The following is a 15,577-nucleotide window of genomic DNA, read 5'->3' as shown; positions in this document are numbered from 1 at the left end:
CCCACCAGCAACCCGTCAGGACCAATGCCGCTCCAGCGGATGATCCTTCGCCCGCATGACACGCCCATACGCGCGTTCCCCGAACCCGTCGGCGTATCCGTCCCCCTCCCACACGATCCGCCCGCCGATCATCACATTCCGCACGACGCCCACCGGACGGTTGACGACCTGCCGGCACCCAAGCTGGCTCCGATGGAGAAAATGATAGGTCTTCTCCGGGTTCCACCGTTCAAGCGCCACCGGGTCGATCACGCACAGATCCGCCTGCGCCCCCACCCGCGCCACACCCGCATTCAGGCCGAAAAACGCGGCCGGAAGCTCCGTCAGCCGATGGACGGCGCGGGAAACCTGCGCCAACCCCTCCCACTGCGCGACCTTCAGCGTCCGCAGATTTCCGTCATAGAAACCGATATTGGCCAGATGCGCGCCACTGTCGTTGAATCCCGGCAATGTCTGGTCGTGGAAGAGCAGTTTTCTGAGCGTGGCCGGATTCCGGTTGGCGATGGTCGTCTCCCAGCGCAGGTCGGTATCCCACACCCGCAGCAGATGCAGCAGAAAAGCCGCATCATCGCCGATCGGATCGGGAAAACCCAAGAAAAACGCGGCCTCCGCGTCTCGGGCGCGCGGAAAGCGGCCATTGGCCGCCTGAAAGGCCAGAAGCCTGCGATAAGGCGCCTCCAGGCTTTCCCCCACCCAATGCGCCAGCGGACATTCCGCAACGACCATGTCATCCAGCCGCCGGCTCAGAACCACCGTTTCACAGCGCAGGCGCCGCCGCAGCCCCGCCATGGACCACCCTTTCCCCTTTCCCGCCAACCACATTTTCCGGAAGGAGGCGACCCAGCCAGGATCGTTCAGAATCCGCACCCGCCCCGGCCGATCATCAAGCTCCAGTTCGTTGAGCGCCCGAAACGCCGCGATCTCGTCCGCCAGGGGGTTGATCGCGCCGTCACTCCAGATCCGGAAAGACGAAGACAGGGCCTGGAAACGCAATGCCCCCTTCAGCAGCCGGGAATTGAGAATCGAAGAAAGCAGCAGGCAAAGATGCATGGCCGACCGGCTGGTCTGCAGATCGAGCGCCGCCAGCACGGTCGTCCTGAGCGGCCGACGGTAAAGCCGCCCGCTGGTCAGCATGAAACTGCGCACGGCAGCAAAAACATTGTCCTTGGCCGGCGTCGCCTGCCACACCCGGCCATGACGCCGCACGATCTCCGTCAGCCGCGCCAGTTCCCGGAACCCGGCATATTGCGTCGGAATCCGCTTCTTCTTGTTCGGCGCATTCGCAAGAAAGTGAAACGGCAGCGCATCGGTCGAGAACCCGGCATAGCCCTGCGCCATGCCGGCCTCCAGCAACTGCTCCATGCGGGCCAGTGCGTCCGGTGACGGCACTCCGCTCACCGAGCCCTCCAGGCCCATGACCTCGATCCGCAGCATGGAATGCGGAATCATCGGCACGACATTGGGGCCGAGCGGCAGACCCTCCAGATGGTCGAGATACCCCTGCGAATCCGTCCACGTACAGGCATCCGCAACGCGCTTCAGAACCGATTTTGGCATGTTCTCGACCCGCGCGAAGCAATCCACGATCGGGTCTTCGCCGTCGCGCCGCTGATGGCCATAGGTCACGCCGATCGAGCAATTGCTCATGACGACCGTGGTGGTGCCATGCCGCACCACTTCCGGCAGTTCGGGCGCGAGTTCCACTTCCAGGTCAAGATGCGTATGGATGTCGAGCAACCCCGGCATCACCCACAATCCACGGCAATCAATCTCGGCGGCCCCGGCCTCCACCGCAAGATTCTGCCCGATAGCGGCAATCCTGCCGTCTTTTACGGCCACATCCGCAATGACCGGCGCTTTTCCAGACCCATCGAAAAAAATACCGTTGCGATAAACACTATCCGCCATACGCCTCTCCAGAGGCGAAGCAAGGACACATAATAGACCCCGATATCACTGGACAAGAAGCCTGCGCCGTCGCTCCGACTATCTGGTCATAACAACGCAGGATCAAAGAAGTTCCAACCGGAACCCCTCCAATTCAATCAGCTTTCAGGTCCATTTCTGTCAAAATAGAATAAATCTCTTTTCCGATGCATATCTTCGGAACAGATCGTAACCCGACACCCTTTTCGCCTCACCGCGCGCGAAGGCCGATCATGCCGCCGGAACGTTGCGTTCCAGTTCCTCCAGCCACAACCGCGCATTGCCATCCGACGGCGCCCGCCAGTCGCCACGCGGCGACAACGCGCCACCGGCCACCACTTTCGGCCCATTGGGCACAGCCGAACGCTTGAACTGGCTGAATCCGAAGAAACGGCTCAGGAAAACCGACAGCCAGTGCCTGATCGCCGGCAGGTCGTAGGCCACCCGCCGATCGGCCGGGAAGCCCGGCGGCCACGTACCCGCCCCCGCATCGCGCCACGCGATTTCCGCCATATACGCAATGCGCGAGGGCCGGAACCCATGCCGCAGCACATGGTACAGCGTGAAATCCTGCAAGGCATACGGCCCGATCTTCTCCTCGGTGCTTTGCAGGGCCAGGTCGGCACCCGCCGGGATCAGTTCGGGCGAAATCTCGGTTGCCAGAATCGCCTCCAGCACCCGCGCCGCGTCAACCTCCACCCGGCGGGAGGCGACGACCCAGCGGATCAGATGCTGGATCAGCGTCTTGGGCAACCCGGCATTGACGTTGTAGTGCGACATCTGGTCGCCGACGCCATAGGTACACCAGCCCAGCGCCAGTTCCGACAGATCGCCGGTCCCGATCACGATGCCCCCATGCTGGTTGGCCAGCCGGAACAGGAAATCGGTACGCAGTCCCGCCTGCACGTTCTCGAAGGTCACATCATATTGCGGCACACCGTGGGCAAAGGGGTGGCCCATCTCTTCCAGCATCACCCGCGCGGTCGGGCGGATATCCAGTTCCGCCGCCGCCACGCCCAGCGCCTGCATCAGCGCCATGGCGTTGGACTGCGTGCCGGGGCTGGTCCCGAAACCGGGCATGGTATAGGCCAGCACCGCATCGCGCCCCAGGCACAGTTCGTCGGCAACACGGATCGCCACCAGCAGCGCCTGGGTGGAATCCAGCCCGCCGGACACCCCGATCACCATCTTCCGCGCCCCGGTCGCCAGCAGGCGCTGCTTCAGGGCGGACACCTGGATCGTCCAGGCCTCGAAGCAATCCTGCTCCAGCCGCGCCGGGTCGCTGGGCACGAAGGGAAACCGCTCGATCCGGCGCAACAGGCCCAGATCGCCAGGCGGCGGCGCCAGCGCAAAGCCGATCCGGCGCCACTCTCCACCCTGCCGCATGGCACGACAATCGGCGAACGTCCCCATGCGGGCACGTTCCTGCCGCAACAGGTCCAGGTCGACATCCGCCACCGCCCGGTGCGGCCCCTGCGGAAAACGCTCCGTCTCCGCCAGCAGCGCGCCGTTTTCATAAATCGAAACCTGCCCGTCCCAGGCCAGGTCGGTGGTCGACTCCCCCTCACCCGCCGCCGCATAGACATACGCGCACAGCGCGCGCATCGATTGCGAGCGACACAGCAGGTCGCGCTGGTCGGCCTTGCCCACCGTGATATCGCTGGCCGACAGGTTGGCGATCACCGTCGCCCCCACCAGCGCCGCATCCGTGCTCGGCGGTGCCGGCACCCACACATCCTCGCAGATCTCGACGCCGACCACGAAGCCGGGCAGATCCTCCGCCTCGAACAGCAGGTCGGTGCCGAACGGCGCCGTCTGCCCCGCCACATGGATCGTCTGGCCGCGCAGCCCGGCCCCGGCAACGAAATGCCGGGCTTCGTAGAACTCGCGGTAATTCGGCAGGTAGCTCTTGGGCACCACGCCCAGCACGGTCCCGCGATGCAGCACTACCGCGCAATTGTACAACGCGTCGCCATGCCGCAGCGGCGCCCCCGCCACCACCACCGGCATCAGCCCGGCGGTCGCCTCCGCCAGGGTCGCCAGCGCGCTCCCCACCGCGTCGAGCAGCACGTCCTGCTGGCGCAGATCGTCGATCGCGTAGCCTGACACACCGAGTTCGGGAAAAACCGCCAGCGCCACGCCCTGGGCGTCGCAGGCGCGGGCCATGTCCACCATCCGCGCGACATTGGCCGCCGGGTCGGCCAGCGCCACCGGCAGCGTACACCCCGCCACCCGCGCGAAACCCTGACGATAGAGAGAGCGGAAATCCGGCACGATCAGTCACCCGCCTGCTGAAGGCCGCACCGGACACACGGAGCTGGCCATTGTCTTCACCCTGCCGGGCACGCATGGCCACCAGCCCATCCCCGAAACGCCAGGACAGGCCGCAACCCGCGAATTCTCATACGAAAACGCAACCATACGGGCAGCCAGCCATTGAAACCATAACGGACCATCCGGTCCAGACACATGAATCGGAGGATATCCCGATGGACCTCTTACGCTGGACGCTGATCTTCCTCGTCCTGGCCCTGATCTCCGCAGCCCTCGGCTTCGGCGGCTTCGCGGCCGATTTCGCCTATATCGGCAAGATCCTGTTCTTCATCTTCCTGGTGCTGTTCATCGTCGGCCTCTTTTTCGGCCGCGGGAGAGGCAGTACGCTATAACCGCCAGCACACCGGCCGCGTACAGCCCGTCCATCGCGGCCATGGACAGCGGCAGCGCGCCGACCAGATAGGTCGGCGCGTCGCACGGCTTCGACGGGCGCAGAGGCATGGCGGCCAGACGCTCGGCGAACGTGCCGGGATGAAAGACCGGCGCGCGACATTCCGGCAGCGGGCTCGGCCACCACCCCTGCTCCACCCCGACATGAACGGCCGAAAGCCCGCAGGCCGCCAGCATCACCGGAACAGCCAGCCACAGCATGGCCCGCGCCCCCTGCCCACGCAGCAGGGCGGCCAGCAGGCCCAGCCCCACCAGCACCCGCCAGGGCCAGCGTTCCCACAGGCACAGCCCGCACGGCACGTCCCCCAGCCCGTATTCGACCCAGGCCGCAATCCCCAGCGCCACCGCCCCGGCAACCGCCAGCACGAAACCAGGCCCCCGGCCCATGCCGGTACCCCGCCGCGTCATGATGGTCCGAGCGGAGGCGTCGCGACCGGGGGCGCCTCGTCCAACGCCTTCAGGAAGTCCCGCGCCCAGAACCCGGCCGTGGTCCGGCGCACATCCTCGTCCAGACGGCTCCAGCGCCGCTGGCGCTCCTCCAGCCCCATGGTCAGCGCCTGATGCAGCGCATCGGCGATCTCGTCGGCGTCATAGGGATTGACCAGCACCGCCTCGTCCATCTCCGGCGCCGCGCCGGCGAAATGCGACAGCACCAGCACACCGGGGTCGGCCGCGTCCTGCGCCGCGACATATTCCTTCGCCACCAGGTTCATCCCGTCGCGCAACGGCGTGATCAGCGCCACGTCGGCCATGCGATAGAACCCGGCCAGGATGTCCCGCGCCACCGGTCGCGTCAGATACCGGATCGGCGTCCAGTCGAACTCGGCATAGGCACCGTTGATCCGCCCCGTCAGCTCGTCCAACTGGCACCGAAGCTGGCGATATTCCTCCACGTCGCCGCGCGATACCGGCGCAACCTGGAGAAACGACACCTTGCCCCGATGTTCGGGATAACGGGCCATGAACGCCTCGTATCCCCTGAAGCGTTCCGGCAGGCCCTTGGAATAATCCAGCCGGTCCACGCCAAGGATTAGCGCCGTCCCGCGCAGGCTGGCACGCAGGCGGTCGGCCTCCTCGCGCCGCACGCTCTCCTCGGCCTGTTCGCGGAATTCATGCGGATCGATGCCGATCGGAAAAGCCCCCGCCCGTTCGGTCAGCCCGTTCAGGCGGAAGGCGTGGTTCAGGTTGTCCGCATCTTCCTCGGTCTGCACCCCGATCAGGTCGTAGGCCTGCATGTCTTCCAGCAGCAGCTTCGCCCCCGGCATCGAGCGCACCAGGCTCCAGGGCGGCACGGGAATATGCAGAAAGAAGCCGATCCGCCCCGTCACGCCCAGGTCGCGCAATGCCTGGCCCAGCGGAAACAGATGATAGTCATGGACCCAGATCACGTCGTCCGGCTGCAACAGCGCGCGCAGGCAGCGCGCGAACATGGCATTGACCTCCAGATAGGTCTGCCAGTCGCGACGGGAATAATTCATCAGCCCGACACGGTAATGAAACAGCGGCCACAAAATGCCGTTCGAGAAATTCTGGTAGAATCCCTCGTGCTGGCGTGCCGTCAGGTCGATCGTGGCGTAGGTCACGCCATCGACCTCATCCATGCCCGTGGCGGGGTCGCCCTCGAATTCGGACTGATTGCCCGACCAGCCGAACCACAGCGACTCCCCGCCCCGCAGCGCGTCCTTCAGCCCCACGGTCAGGCCGCCGGCCGGCTGCAGACGCTCACGGGGCGAAGGCACCCGGTTGGATACGATGATCAGACGCCCCATGAATCATCCCCTCCGCCCGCGAGCGTCGCCAGCCAGGCCCGAAAGGCGGCCGGATCGGGAAAATCCCGAGGAATACGGAACCCCGCCCCACCCAGCGCCTCGGCCGCGCGGATGCCGTCCTCATCCGTCACGTCGTCGCCGACGAAGACCGGATGCCGCCCGGCGAAGGGCGGCGACTGCATCAGCGCCGCCACCGCATGGCCCTTGTCCACGCCATGGGGCCGGATTTCCCACGCCATCTTGGCCGTCTGCACATGGAAGCGCCCGTGCGTCGACGCAACCCACGATTCCGCGGCTTCGCGCAGCACATCCGCCATCTCGGGCGCCGCACGGTAATGCAGCACGAAACCGGCGGGCTTGCGCTCGATCCGCACGCCCGGATGCTGCGCCGCCAGGGCCTCGGCGGCCGGCAGCCAGGTCGGCGGCATGGCGGGCAGTTCGGCATGCACGATCGGGCCGTCCGGACGATGCCGCACCGCCAGCCCGTGCTCGCCGGCCACGGCAAACGGCACGTCGCCGAGGAAATGGTCGATCTGATCCACCGCGCGGCCCGAAATCACCGCCAGCGCATCGCCGCATTTCGCCCGCAGCCGCCGCAGCACGTCCGGCAGGCCGGGGGACACGACCACCGATTCCGGCGTGGGCGCGATATCGACCAGCGTACCGTCAAAATCCAGCAGCAGGGCCGCCTCGCCTGGGGGCGGCATGAACCGGCCGGCCGGGCCGGCATAATCCGTCGGGCTCATGGGCATTCTGGACTCCTTGGGACCGAAGGCTTGTCATTCATCCCGGACCGACACCGGCGGGACAGGTTGCTTCCCGCCCCCGTCAGGGGGGCAGGAGGGATTGCGGCTGCCCAGGCTGCGCCTGCGATGCCGGCGGAGCGGACGATGCAGGCGGCGACCGGGGCGGCGCAGCGTTACCCGTTGCAAAAGGCGTCGGCGGAGGCAATGGCATGGGCCTCCCCGCCGGCTGCATGGCGGCACCGGCTGGAGCAGCACCCGACACCGGCGCATCCTCGTCAGGCGGCGACAGGGAGAGCGGCGCCCCGCCGAAACGCGCGGCGGGCACCGCCGGGGCGGATGCCGCGGCGGGCTGCCCGGCCGGCGGCGCTGGCGGAACCGTCAGCACCTGCGGCCCCGAAGGGCCCGGCACGGACGGCGTGCCCTGATCCGACGTTCCGGGCACCGGCTGATCGCCCGGCTGCGTCGCAGCCGCCGCCAGACCCGCCAGCGGCGGCGGAACGGGCGCCACCATGTCGCCCGCGCAGCCCACAAGGCGCACGGCGTAGATCGGGTCCTGAAAAACGCCCAGAAAAGGTTCGCCCGCCAGCATCCATCCGTTGAAGCCGGGGCCGTCCTGCCGTGTGTCGCGCACCGCCAGCCATCCCGCCGCATCGGGCGTCAGCGTCGCCGGCCGGTCGCGGCAGGCGCCGACATGGATCGTCAGCGCCCTGAACGTCGCATCCTGCCCCACCGGAATGGTCAACACCTGTACGCTGGAATCCAGCGTATCCAGCACCCGCACGGTCGCGACGGAGCGCCCCTGCCAGGTATCGGCGGGATAGATCGCAGGCGGCGCCACGATCTGCTGGGCCCGGGCAGCCATGCCCCCAGGCCCGCCACTCCATGCCACCAGCGCCGGCACGGTGGCCAACGCCGCACGCAAGGCCCCCGCCCGGCGCGACACCGGGCGGAGCAGACGCAACACGTCCCGCCTCACGATCTCGGGCTTCGCAGCGCGGCCGCGACCTCCGCGATCAACCGCCGCATGCCGTCCTCGTCAACACCGATCAGCACCGCGTCCTCGAACGTGTCCCGCATGACCTCGCAAAGCTCGGCATAATTCTCGTTCAGCACCCGGACCTTGTCCTGGCACGAAACCGGCGTGCCATCGGACTGCTGCCAGATCGCGGGCGGCGGCGGAAGCGCGGCCCCGCTCATGGCTGGTCGCCGCCCCCGGTATGCCCTGCCGGGGCCTGTCCATTGTCCGGAGTCGCCGCTCCCTGGGGCGCCGTTCCCTGGTTCGCGCGCTGCTGGTTGGCCTTGGTCATCGTATCCGTCACCGAGAAGATGAAGCGGCTGAGCAACTGCTCCAGGCTGATCGCCCCCTGGGTCTCGGTAATCGCGCCACCGGGCTTCAGCATCGCATTGTCGGCCCCCGGCGACAGGGCGACATATTTGCCGCCCAGCAGGCTGTCGCTGGTGATGATGGCCGCACTATCGGTCGGCAACTGCACATCGGGGCGCACGGTAAAGGTCACCTGCGCCTTGAAGCTGGACGGATCGACGCGCTCATCGACCACCTGCCCCACCGTCACCCCGGCCAGCCGCACATCCGACCCGACCGACAACCCGTCGATATGGGCAAAGGATGCATGCAGCCGATAGCCGGTTTCATGCCGCCGCCCCTTGTCGACCACCGCCAGGGCCAGAAGCCCGCCCAGCAGTACAAGAACCCCGCACCCGGCGGCGAGTTCGGCCGAACTCCGGCTCACCCGGCCTGCAACCGCACTGACCATTCTGACTCTGTTCCCCAATTCACAGCACGGAGACTGCGTAAAAACGGCCACCGCCGACAAGCCTCCGCCGGCCTCCAGGCCCCGGCACACGGCCCGCAAGGCCGCTCCGATCCCCAAAGACACACGCAGGCCGCTGCCGATCCAAGCCGCGCGCGACTCAGCATCCACAGCATTCAGGCAGCATCAGGGCGGACCTTAACAGGTTCCGCCCGCCGTTTCACCCTTCGGGAATCCAGGCTTCGTAATCGCTGGTCGAGGCCGCACGACGGCCACCGCGATAATCGCTTCCGGGCGGATGATAGGCATCCACCGTCCCGGTCCGGTTGCCCGGATACGGGATCTGCCACGGCTGGCGCGCGCTCTCGGGCATGGGCGCGTCATCGACATGGTGCAGCCATCCCCACCATTCGGGCGGCACGACCGAGGCATCCTCGCCCTTGTGATAGATGACCCAGCGCTCATGCCGCGTCAGGCCGCCACCGGTACGATTCGCGGTACGCGCCTCGTAGTAGCACCGGCCATCGGCATCCTTGCCGACCAGCCGACCCTTGAATCTGGTGTAGATGCGGGTGCCGAGATTTGCCATGCCCCGAGGATAACCCTCTTTCCGGCAGCCGGTCCACCCGGCGGGGCGGGACTCGCCCGATCACAACTCCGGGATCCGGAAACCGCGAACTTATCCCCCATATCCACAATATACAGTGGTCTGTATAGTCTGGGACCCACCATATACGGCTTCCGCCCCGTCACGAAGCGGGCCTAGAGTGAATGCCATGACAGCCCGAAGCCACTGGAACGGCGTGCGCATGCGTACCACGCAGGCCGCCGCGGACCCGGACGACGCTCTCCGCGCCGTCACCCTCCCCGCCGATTGGGATGACGAGGCGGCGGCAGCCCTGGCGCGCCTCGCGTCCGGCCGGGGGGCCGCCCGTCTGGCGACCGAAGCGGCACGCTGGGTAGACGACGTGGCCGTGGGCTCTCTGGCCACGCAGGCGCGCTCGCTCTCGTGCCTGCTGATGCTGCGCCAGGCGGCCCCGACCGAGTCCCTGTGGACCGGCCAGCACGACCGGCGGCCGGGCTTCATCGTCAATCTGGCGGCCTTCGTGCAGCCCGGCAGCGGCTTCCTGGCCGAGGATTTCGTCGCCGCCCTGCGCCTGCTCTGCCAGGTCCTGCGCGACGTGACCGAACGCAAGGCGGCGCTGCGCAACGGCGAACTGCCCTTCCCCGACCTGGCGCCGCCCCCCCCGGCACCACGCGGGCGCAAGGCCCGGCCCGAGGCCCCGCCGCCCGAGCCGCCGCCGATCGCCGGCGACCTGCTGATGACCAATCTCGATGCCTGCCTGGCGGCGCTGGGGCTGGATTACGACAGCGACGCCGGCCGCGACGTGGCCTGTAGCCTGGCGTCGCTGGCCACCTCGGTCGCCCATGCGGGATGCGGGGCGGACACCCTGCTGCTCCCCCCCGCGCGCAGCACGGTGCCCGGCCTCGCCGAAACCGCGCGCGCCGTCTGGCGTGACGCGGCGGTCGAAACCGACACCCCCCTGCCCCGCATCGAAACCGGCTTTTCCGCGCCCGGCCCGATCGACGCCCTGCTGGGGGTGGAAGCCTGCGGCCTCGCTCCCATCTTCTCGCCGCTCCGGCCGGACGGCCGGCTGGCCGCCAGCACCCTTTCCCGCCTGACGGCACGCGGCCTGACGCCCGAGGCCGCCTTCGCCGCCGCCCTGGCGGGCGAAAGCGTCCTGCCCCTGCCGGATATCGAGGCCCACAAGGCGATGCACCGCGCGCTGGCCGGCTTCGTCGACCGCATGCCCGCCCGCCCGGATCCTTCGTCCATGCCCACCCTGCGCGCCCGGCTGGCGCTGGATCGCGGCGTCAGGCGGCACCTGCCGGCCCGCCATGGCGGCTTCACGCAGAAGGCCAGCGTCGGCGGCCACCGCCTGTTCCTCCGCACGGCGGAATATGAAGACGGCTCGCTGGGCGAGGTCACCATCACTCCGGCCCGCGAGGGGCCGATGACGCGCGGCCTGCTCGACGCGCTGGGCCAGGCCGTCAGCATCGGCCTGCAATATGGCGCGCCGCTGAACGATTACGTGGACGCCTTCGCCTATACCCGCTTCGGCCCCGCCGGCACGGTGGAGGGCGATCCGGTCGCCTCCTATGCGACCTCCATGCTGGATTATGCGTTCAGGGCCTTGTCGGATGCCTATCTGGGCCACAAGCTACCCGACGCACCGCATCAGGACGACCTGACCGACACCCCGTCTCCGATGCTGCCGCTGGATTTCCCCGAGACAAAAGGGGACAATACCACCCGGCGCGGCAAACTTCGCCTGGTCGGCTAAGCGCCGCGCCTGCCCGTTTCGGACAAGGAGCCCCGTTCATGACCGACACCCCCGAAACCCGCCTGGACCGGCACGGCATCATCCTGCCCGTGCCCCCTGCCCCCGTCGCCACCTATGTCGCCAGCGTCCTCAGCGGCTCTCTGCTGGTCGTCTCCGGCCAGTTGCCTCTGCTCGACGGCAAGCTGTTCGCCACCGGCAAGCTCGGCGCCGACGTCGCGGTCGAAGTCGGGGTTGAGGCCGCCCGCTACGCCATGATCAACGTCATCGCCCAGGTCCGCGCCGCAGTGGGCGACCTCTCGCGGGTCCGCCGCGTGGTCCGTCTGGGCGGCTTCATCTCCTGCGTCCCCAGCTTCACCCAGCATGCCGCGGTCATGAACGGCGCGTCCGATCTCGCGGTCGCGATCTTCGGCGAGGCCGGGCGGCACGCCCGCTCCACCATCGGCGTCCCGTCCCTGCCGCTCGACGCCGCTGTCGAGGTCGAAGGCCTGTTCGAGATCGCCTGACCGGCGGCGGCCCGATCATGACCGCCCTGACCCTGAGCCTGCATCCCGCCATCGCCGACATCCCGGCGACGGAGTGGGATGCCTGCGCCGGCCCGGACAATCCGTTCGTCAGCCACGCCTTTCTCTCGGCGCTGGAAGACAGCGGATCGACCGGCCCGCGCACCGGCTGGCTGCCGCAGCACGCCGCCATCCGCGACCCCACCGGCCGCCTGCTGGCGGCGGCGCCGATGTACGCCAAGTCGCATTCCTACGGCGAATATGTCTTCGACCAGAGCTGGGCTCGCGCGTTCGAACAGGCTGGCGGCGACTACTATCCCAAATTGCAGGTCGCGGTCCCCTTCTCCCCGGTGCCGGGCCCACGCCTGCTGGTGCGCGACGACGCGGCGGACCGGCCCGGCCTGCGCCAGGCACTCGCCGGCGCCCTGCGTCAGGCCGCCACCGAGTTGGGCGTCTCCTCGGTCCACGTCACCTTCTGCACCGAGGACGACTATACGCTGCTGGGCGAAGCCGGCTGGCTGCAACGGCTGGGCGTCCAGTTCCACTGGGACAATGCCGGCTACGCCAGCTTCGACGATTTCCTGGCCACCCTCGCCTCGCGCAAGCGCAAGGTCCTGAAGCGCGAGCGGCGGGACGCCAATCAGTGCGGCCTCACCTTCCGCACCTTGCAGGGCCGCGCGATCACGCCCGATCTCTGGGCGCATTTCTACCGATTCTACACCGCCACCGTCGATCGCAAATGGGGCAGCGCCTACCTCACGCCCGAATTCTTCCCCCTGCTGTCCCAACGGCTGGGCGACCGGGTGGTGCTGATGCTGGCCGAACGGGACGGCACGCCCGTGGCGGGCGCACTCAACCTGATGGGCACCGACACGCTCTACGGCCGCAACTGGGGCTGCGACGGCGACTATCCGTTCCTGCATTTCGAACTCTGCTATTACCGCGCGATCGATTTCGCCATCGCCCACGGCCTGCGCCGGGTCGAAGCCGGGGCGCAGGGCCAGCACAAGATCCAGCGCGGCTACCGCCCCACCCCAACCTATTCCGCCCACTGGATCACCCACCCCGGCCTGCACCGCGCGGTTGCCGAATTCGTGGTTCATGAACGCGAAGCCATGCTGCAAGAAATGGCGGAACTGGACGCACAATCGCCCTATCGCGCTGCGGGCGAGGACTGACGAAGTCTCTTCTTTTTTTGAAGAAAAAGAAGCAAAAAGACTTTTATTCGTTTTAAGACAACACATGACATCGGCGGAAAAATCCAGAATACATCAACGTTGCCCTGCTCTTCGACAAGTGAAAATCTGAATGGAATTACGTTCCAGCGTGATGGACCGAAAAAAGCCCTGTTAACGCAAGGAACGATGCAAAATAACGCATTACGCGCCGGCATCCTTAAGGCGTATGGGCACGAAACTCCTGCAAACACCCAAAGTTCAACTTGAATGGTCCTTATAAGAAGAAGGCCAGTCTCCCTGCATCGGAGTAAATACCGGTATCAAAAAGCGAATGAATTATGGGAGGAGGCTGGCCGGAACCAGACATCGAAGAATATCCTGCTTCCCTTGGCTGCGACCGATGACAAGATCGCGAAGGCAATGCTCAAATCTCTGGCAGAGAGTGCCCTGGTCAGATATCAGAGGAACCGCATCGGTATCCTTTCGCCTGTTCTCGACGCCAACATATGTGTCCGTAGTGAATGACCAGAGGTTCATATACAGCAGGCCCAATCAACACGGTGAAAACATGAAAAAGCCGAAACCCGGTCCAGATCCATAAAACAAATCGCGTCCTTTTGGGACAAAGCGCAAATCATACGCAGTAAGCCGATCGGGACAGTGGATTGCTATCGTATGGTCCGTGGAGCTTTGAATTGTAGAGAACAAAAGATAAAATCAACATATTGATGATTGAAAACAATTTGATACAGAATCTTCCTGAACCTTGGTTCAAGGTGGGTACAGTCCTGGTGGGAGGACTCTACCAGGTAGGCTACGCCAAAGGCCGCGACATCATACTCATTCATTCCGCGAGCAAGGTGACTCTGACCGATACGATTACTGGAGAAAGGCTTGCTGTCGGACAAGACGAGTTCGTAAGTGTTGAGCATTACCGTCGTCTGAAGATGTCCGGTTTTGGTTGCATGGTTGGAGAGATAATTCCCACAGCCGGCATTTGGGGAGGACATCTTCCTGTCACGACATCTGACGGATTTTCGTTGTGTAAAAGGGATGCACTTTGGCCCGAACCAGACGTCGATCTGATTTATCCCGACGGCAGAGCGGCGTGCGTAAGCACACATAACGTATGCGATATTCGAGCCTATGGGTTTTCTGATACAAATCTCAGTTTTGTCATCGCGACGGAATCCGATGTTCAGATATTCGTCCGCCCGCATGATGCTCATTGCAACATAAAGAGTTAAGTTTTCAAAATGACAGACATTCCACCCTATCAGATACGTGCAAGCTTTGACGCTCTGACCATACGTATATACCAAGCATACAATGACCAGATCGCAGACTCCGCCCTCGCTAATGGAAGGTTTGTCTCGCCGCCGTTCAAGCGAGAAAGAATGACTTGGATAAAGCCTTCTTTTCTTTGGATGATGTATCGCGCAGGATGGGGACTCAAAGATCCAGACCAAAGTCGAATTCTCGCGATCGACATTACTCGGGAAGGATTCGATTGGGCTTTGGAGCATAGTTGCAGCACTCATCGAGAACCCTCGATAAGTGAGGACGAATGGCGTGCATTGAAAGCGGCTTCCCCAGTTCGAATCCAATGGGATCCTGAAAGAAATCTCCTTTCGGAGCCGCAAAATCATCGCTCAATACAGGTCGGTCTAGGCAAAGATGCAGCCGCCCTATACGTTGACAGATGGATTCAGAAAATTACCGACATAACCGAAATGGCGAAGACAACCTACGAACTCGTCAGGAATTCCGAATTCAGACTCGCGCAAAAAATGTTGCCAATCGAAGAAATCTATCCCTACTCCGGAAATATACTCCCTTATTTAAAAAAACATGATATGTCCTGTTGATGTCTACGCCCACCCATGGCCTCCAACCGAGTACTGCGTTGCTCTTCTGGTAACCAAGAATATCAATACAGTATCACCACATTTCATAAAAAATCGAAATAGAAAGAAACTTTTATAACATTAGCTAGAACAGATCCCATTTAAACGCATGCATTCAAAAAAGTGAAAATGTTCGTGAAAATAATAAACCAGAGCATTTCTACCGAACCGGTTTTCGGTGCATATTGACCCTAGCCCGTGGAATGCCCTCGTTTTTGAGTCAGGTCTGTCCAACCGGAGACAGACAATGAAGAGATCACGTTTTACGCAGGACCAGATTATTGGGGTCCTGAAGGAGCATCAGGCGGGTGCGTCGGCGGCCGATCTGTGCCGCAAGCACGGGATCAGCGATGCGACGTTCTACACCTGGCGGTCGAAATACGGCAGCAGGCCAAACGCCCGGTTTGCGGCGGGAGGCCGTGACCTGGGCGATCCGGGAGAAAGAGTATTCGCAGCGACGGGCCAGCCGGCTGATCGGTATGGACCCGAAGACTTGGCGCTATGCGTCACGCCGCCCGGATGATGCTGCCGTGCGCGGGCGGCTGCGCGAACTGGCTCAGGAGCGACGGCGATTTGGCTACCGGCGACTGCAGATCCGGCTCGACCGGGAGGGGGTGGCGATGAACCACAAGAAGCTGTTCCGGCTCTATCGCGAAGAGGGGCTGTCGGTCCGCAAGCGTGGCGGCCGGAAACGGGCGATGGGCACACGC

The 15,577-nt window shown here is 64.8% G+C and carries 15 protein-coding genes and 1 pseudogene; 7 read left to right on the top strand and 9 right to left on the bottom strand.

Annotated features, from left to right (window positions below; genetic code table 11):
- Positions 1–15: 15 nt before the first annotated feature.
- Together C7453_RS17920 and C7453_RS17915 are read right to left on the bottom strand one after the other, a co-directional pair.
- Entirely contained in the window at positions 16–1,908 is a 1,893-nt protein-coding gene (locus tag C7453_RS17920) for an N-acyl-D-amino-acid deacylase family protein (RefSeq protein WP_114729555.1), read from the bottom strand.
- A 249-nt stretch (positions 1,909–2,157) separates the two neighbouring features.
- Entirely contained in the window at positions 2,158–4,200 is a 2,043-nt protein-coding gene (locus tag C7453_RS17915; RefSeq protein WP_114729553.1) for an NAD(+) synthase, read from the bottom strand.
- 215 nt (positions 4,201–4,415) lie between these two features.
- Between C7453_RS17915 and C7453_RS17910 the strand changes: the two genes are divergently transcribed.
- Positions 4,416–4,592, top strand: a complete 177-nt coding sequence (locus C7453_RS17910; protein WP_114729551.1) for a DUF1328 domain-containing protein — start codon at positions 4,416–4,418, stop codon at positions 4,590–4,592.
- On the opposite strand, the gene C7453_RS17905 is transcribed toward C7453_RS17910, so the two are convergent.
- The 7 genes from C7453_RS17905 to C7453_RS17875 form a co-directional block, all read right to left on the bottom strand.
- Complete coding sequence (locus C7453_RS17905) at positions 4,546–5,058, bottom strand: disulfide bond formation protein B (protein ID WP_245949149.1); 513 nt, start codon at positions 5,056–5,058, stop codon at positions 4,546–4,548. The genes C7453_RS17910 and C7453_RS17905 overlap by 47 nt on opposite strands.
- Positions 5,055–6,419 carry an alpha,alpha-trehalose-phosphate synthase (UDP-forming) gene (locus C7453_RS17900; RefSeq protein WP_114729549.1) on the bottom strand — a complete coding sequence of 455 codons (1,365 nt, stop codon included), beginning with the start codon at positions 6,417–6,419 and terminating at the stop codon, positions 5,055–5,057. The genes C7453_RS17905 and C7453_RS17900 overlap by 4 nt, the downstream gene beginning before the upstream one ends.
- Positions 6,407–7,165, bottom strand: a complete 759-nt coding sequence (otsB, locus tag C7453_RS17895; protein WP_114729547.1) for a trehalose-phosphatase — start codon at positions 7,163–7,165, stop codon at positions 6,407–6,409. The genes C7453_RS17900 and otsB overlap by 13 nt, the downstream gene beginning before the upstream one ends.
- A gap of 82 nt (positions 7,166–7,247) precedes the next feature.
- A complete protein-coding gene (locus C7453_RS17890; RefSeq protein ID WP_245949148.1) occupies positions 7,248–8,129 on the bottom strand; it encodes a DUF2155 domain-containing protein in 882 nt (293 codons plus the stop codon).
- Between the two features lie 8 nt (positions 8,130–8,137).
- Positions 8,138–8,362, bottom strand: a complete 225-nt coding sequence (locus tag C7453_RS17885) for a hypothetical protein (protein WP_114729545.1) — start codon at positions 8,360–8,362, stop codon at positions 8,138–8,140.
- A complete protein-coding gene (gene mlaD / locus C7453_RS17880) occupies positions 8,359–8,940 on the bottom strand; it encodes an outer membrane lipid asymmetry maintenance protein MlaD (RefSeq protein WP_114729543.1) in 582 nt (193 codons plus the stop codon). Before mlaD ends, C7453_RS17885 begins: the two co-directional genes overlap by 4 nt.
- A 217-nt stretch (positions 8,941–9,157) precedes the next feature.
- Positions 9,158–9,526 carry an NADH-ubiquinone oxidoreductase subunit NDUFA12 family protein gene (locus tag C7453_RS17875; RefSeq protein ID WP_114729541.1) on the bottom strand — a complete coding sequence of 123 codons (369 nt, stop codon included), beginning with the start codon at positions 9,524–9,526 and terminating at the stop codon, positions 9,158–9,160.
- A 187-nt stretch (positions 9,527–9,713) separates the two neighbouring features.
- Here C7453_RS17875 and C7453_RS17870 point away from each other — a divergent pair, with 187 nt between their 5' ends.
- The 6 genes and pseudogenes from C7453_RS17870 to C7453_RS17850 all read left to right on the top strand — a co-directional run.
- Positions 9,714–11,282, top strand: coding sequence for a TSCPD domain-containing protein (locus C7453_RS17870; RefSeq protein ID WP_170143282.1), 1,569 nt, complete (start codon positions 9,714–9,716; stop codon positions 11,280–11,282).
- Positions 11,283–11,320: 38 nt separating this feature from the next.
- Positions 11,321–11,785 carry a RidA family protein gene (locus C7453_RS17865; RefSeq protein WP_114729536.1) on the top strand — a complete coding sequence of 155 codons (465 nt, stop codon included), beginning with the start codon at positions 11,321–11,323 and terminating at the stop codon, positions 11,783–11,785.
- Between the two features lie 17 nt (positions 11,786–11,802).
- Positions 11,803–12,960 (top strand): GNAT family N-acetyltransferase, encoded by a 1,158-nt coding sequence (locus tag C7453_RS17860; RefSeq protein WP_174788003.1) that lies wholly within the window; start codon positions 11,803–11,805, stop codon positions 12,958–12,960.
- A gap of 725 nt (positions 12,961–13,685) precedes the next feature.
- Complete coding sequence (locus tag C7453_RS18780; protein WP_141289111.1) at positions 13,686–14,207, top strand: hypothetical protein; 522 nt, start codon at positions 13,686–13,688, stop codon at positions 14,205–14,207.
- Between the two features lie 9 nt (positions 14,208–14,216).
- On the top strand, positions 14,217–14,828 hold the full coding sequence (locus C7453_RS17855) for a DUF4291 domain-containing protein (protein ID WP_114729534.1): 612 nt from the start codon (positions 14,217–14,219) through the stop codon (positions 14,826–14,828).
- A gap of 286 nt (positions 14,829–15,114) precedes the next feature.
- Positions 15,115–15,577: pseudogene (locus tag C7453_RS17850) on the top strand (transposase); the annotation flags it as partial.

Origin of the sequence: Gluconacetobacter liquefaciens (genome assembly GCF_003350405.1) — a bacterium.
GTDB classification, from domain to species: Bacteria; Pseudomonadota; Alphaproteobacteria; order Acetobacterales; family Acetobacteraceae; genus Gluconacetobacter; species Gluconacetobacter liquefaciens.
Note: the sequence above shows the minus strand (reverse complement) of the source record. Positions and strands in the feature narration are given on the sequence as shown.

Excerpts from the sequence above, each read along its gene's own strand:
- C7453_RS17920 (WP_114729555.1), bottom strand. The coding sequence starts at position 1,908 with ATGGCGGATAGTGTTTATCGCAACGGTATTTTTTTCGATGGGTCTGGA.
- C7453_RS17910 (WP_114729551.1), top strand. The coding sequence starts at position 4,416 with ATGGACCTCTTACGCTGGACGCTGATCTTCCTCGTCCTGGCCCTGATC.
- C7453_RS17905 (WP_245949149.1), bottom strand. The coding sequence starts at position 5,058 with ATGACGCGGCGGGGTACCGGCATGGGCCGGGGGCCTGGTTTCGTGCTG.
- C7453_RS17900 (WP_114729549.1), bottom strand. The coding sequence starts at position 6,419 with ATGGGGCGTCTGATCATCGTATCCAACCGGGTGCCTTCGCCCCGTGAG.
- otsB (WP_114729547.1), bottom strand. The coding sequence starts at position 7,165 with ATGAGCCCGACGGATTATGCCGGCCCGGCCGGCCGGTTCATGCCGCCC.
- C7453_RS17885 (WP_114729545.1), bottom strand. The coding sequence starts at position 8,362 with ATGAGCGGGGCCGCGCTTCCGCCGCCGCCCGCGATCTGGCAGCAGTCC.
- mlaD (WP_114729543.1), bottom strand. The coding sequence starts at position 8,940 with ATGGTCAGTGCGGTTGCAGGCCGGGTGAGCCGGAGTTCGGCCGAACTC.
- C7453_RS17875 (WP_114729541.1), bottom strand. The coding sequence starts at position 9,526 with ATGGCAAATCTCGGCACCCGCATCTACACCAGATTCAAGGGTCGGCTG.
- C7453_RS17870 (WP_170143282.1), top strand. The coding sequence starts at position 9,714 with ATGACAGCCCGAAGCCACTGGAACGGCGTGCGCATGCGTACCACGCAG.
- C7453_RS17865 (WP_114729536.1), top strand. The coding sequence starts at position 11,321 with ATGACCGACACCCCCGAAACCCGCCTGGACCGGCACGGCATCATCCTG.
- C7453_RS17860 (WP_174788003.1), top strand. The coding sequence starts at position 11,803 with ATGACCGCCCTGACCCTGAGCCTGCATCCCGCCATCGCCGACATCCCG.
- C7453_RS17855 (WP_114729534.1), top strand. The coding sequence starts at position 14,217 with ATGACAGACATTCCACCCTATCAGATACGTGCAAGCTTTGACGCTCTG.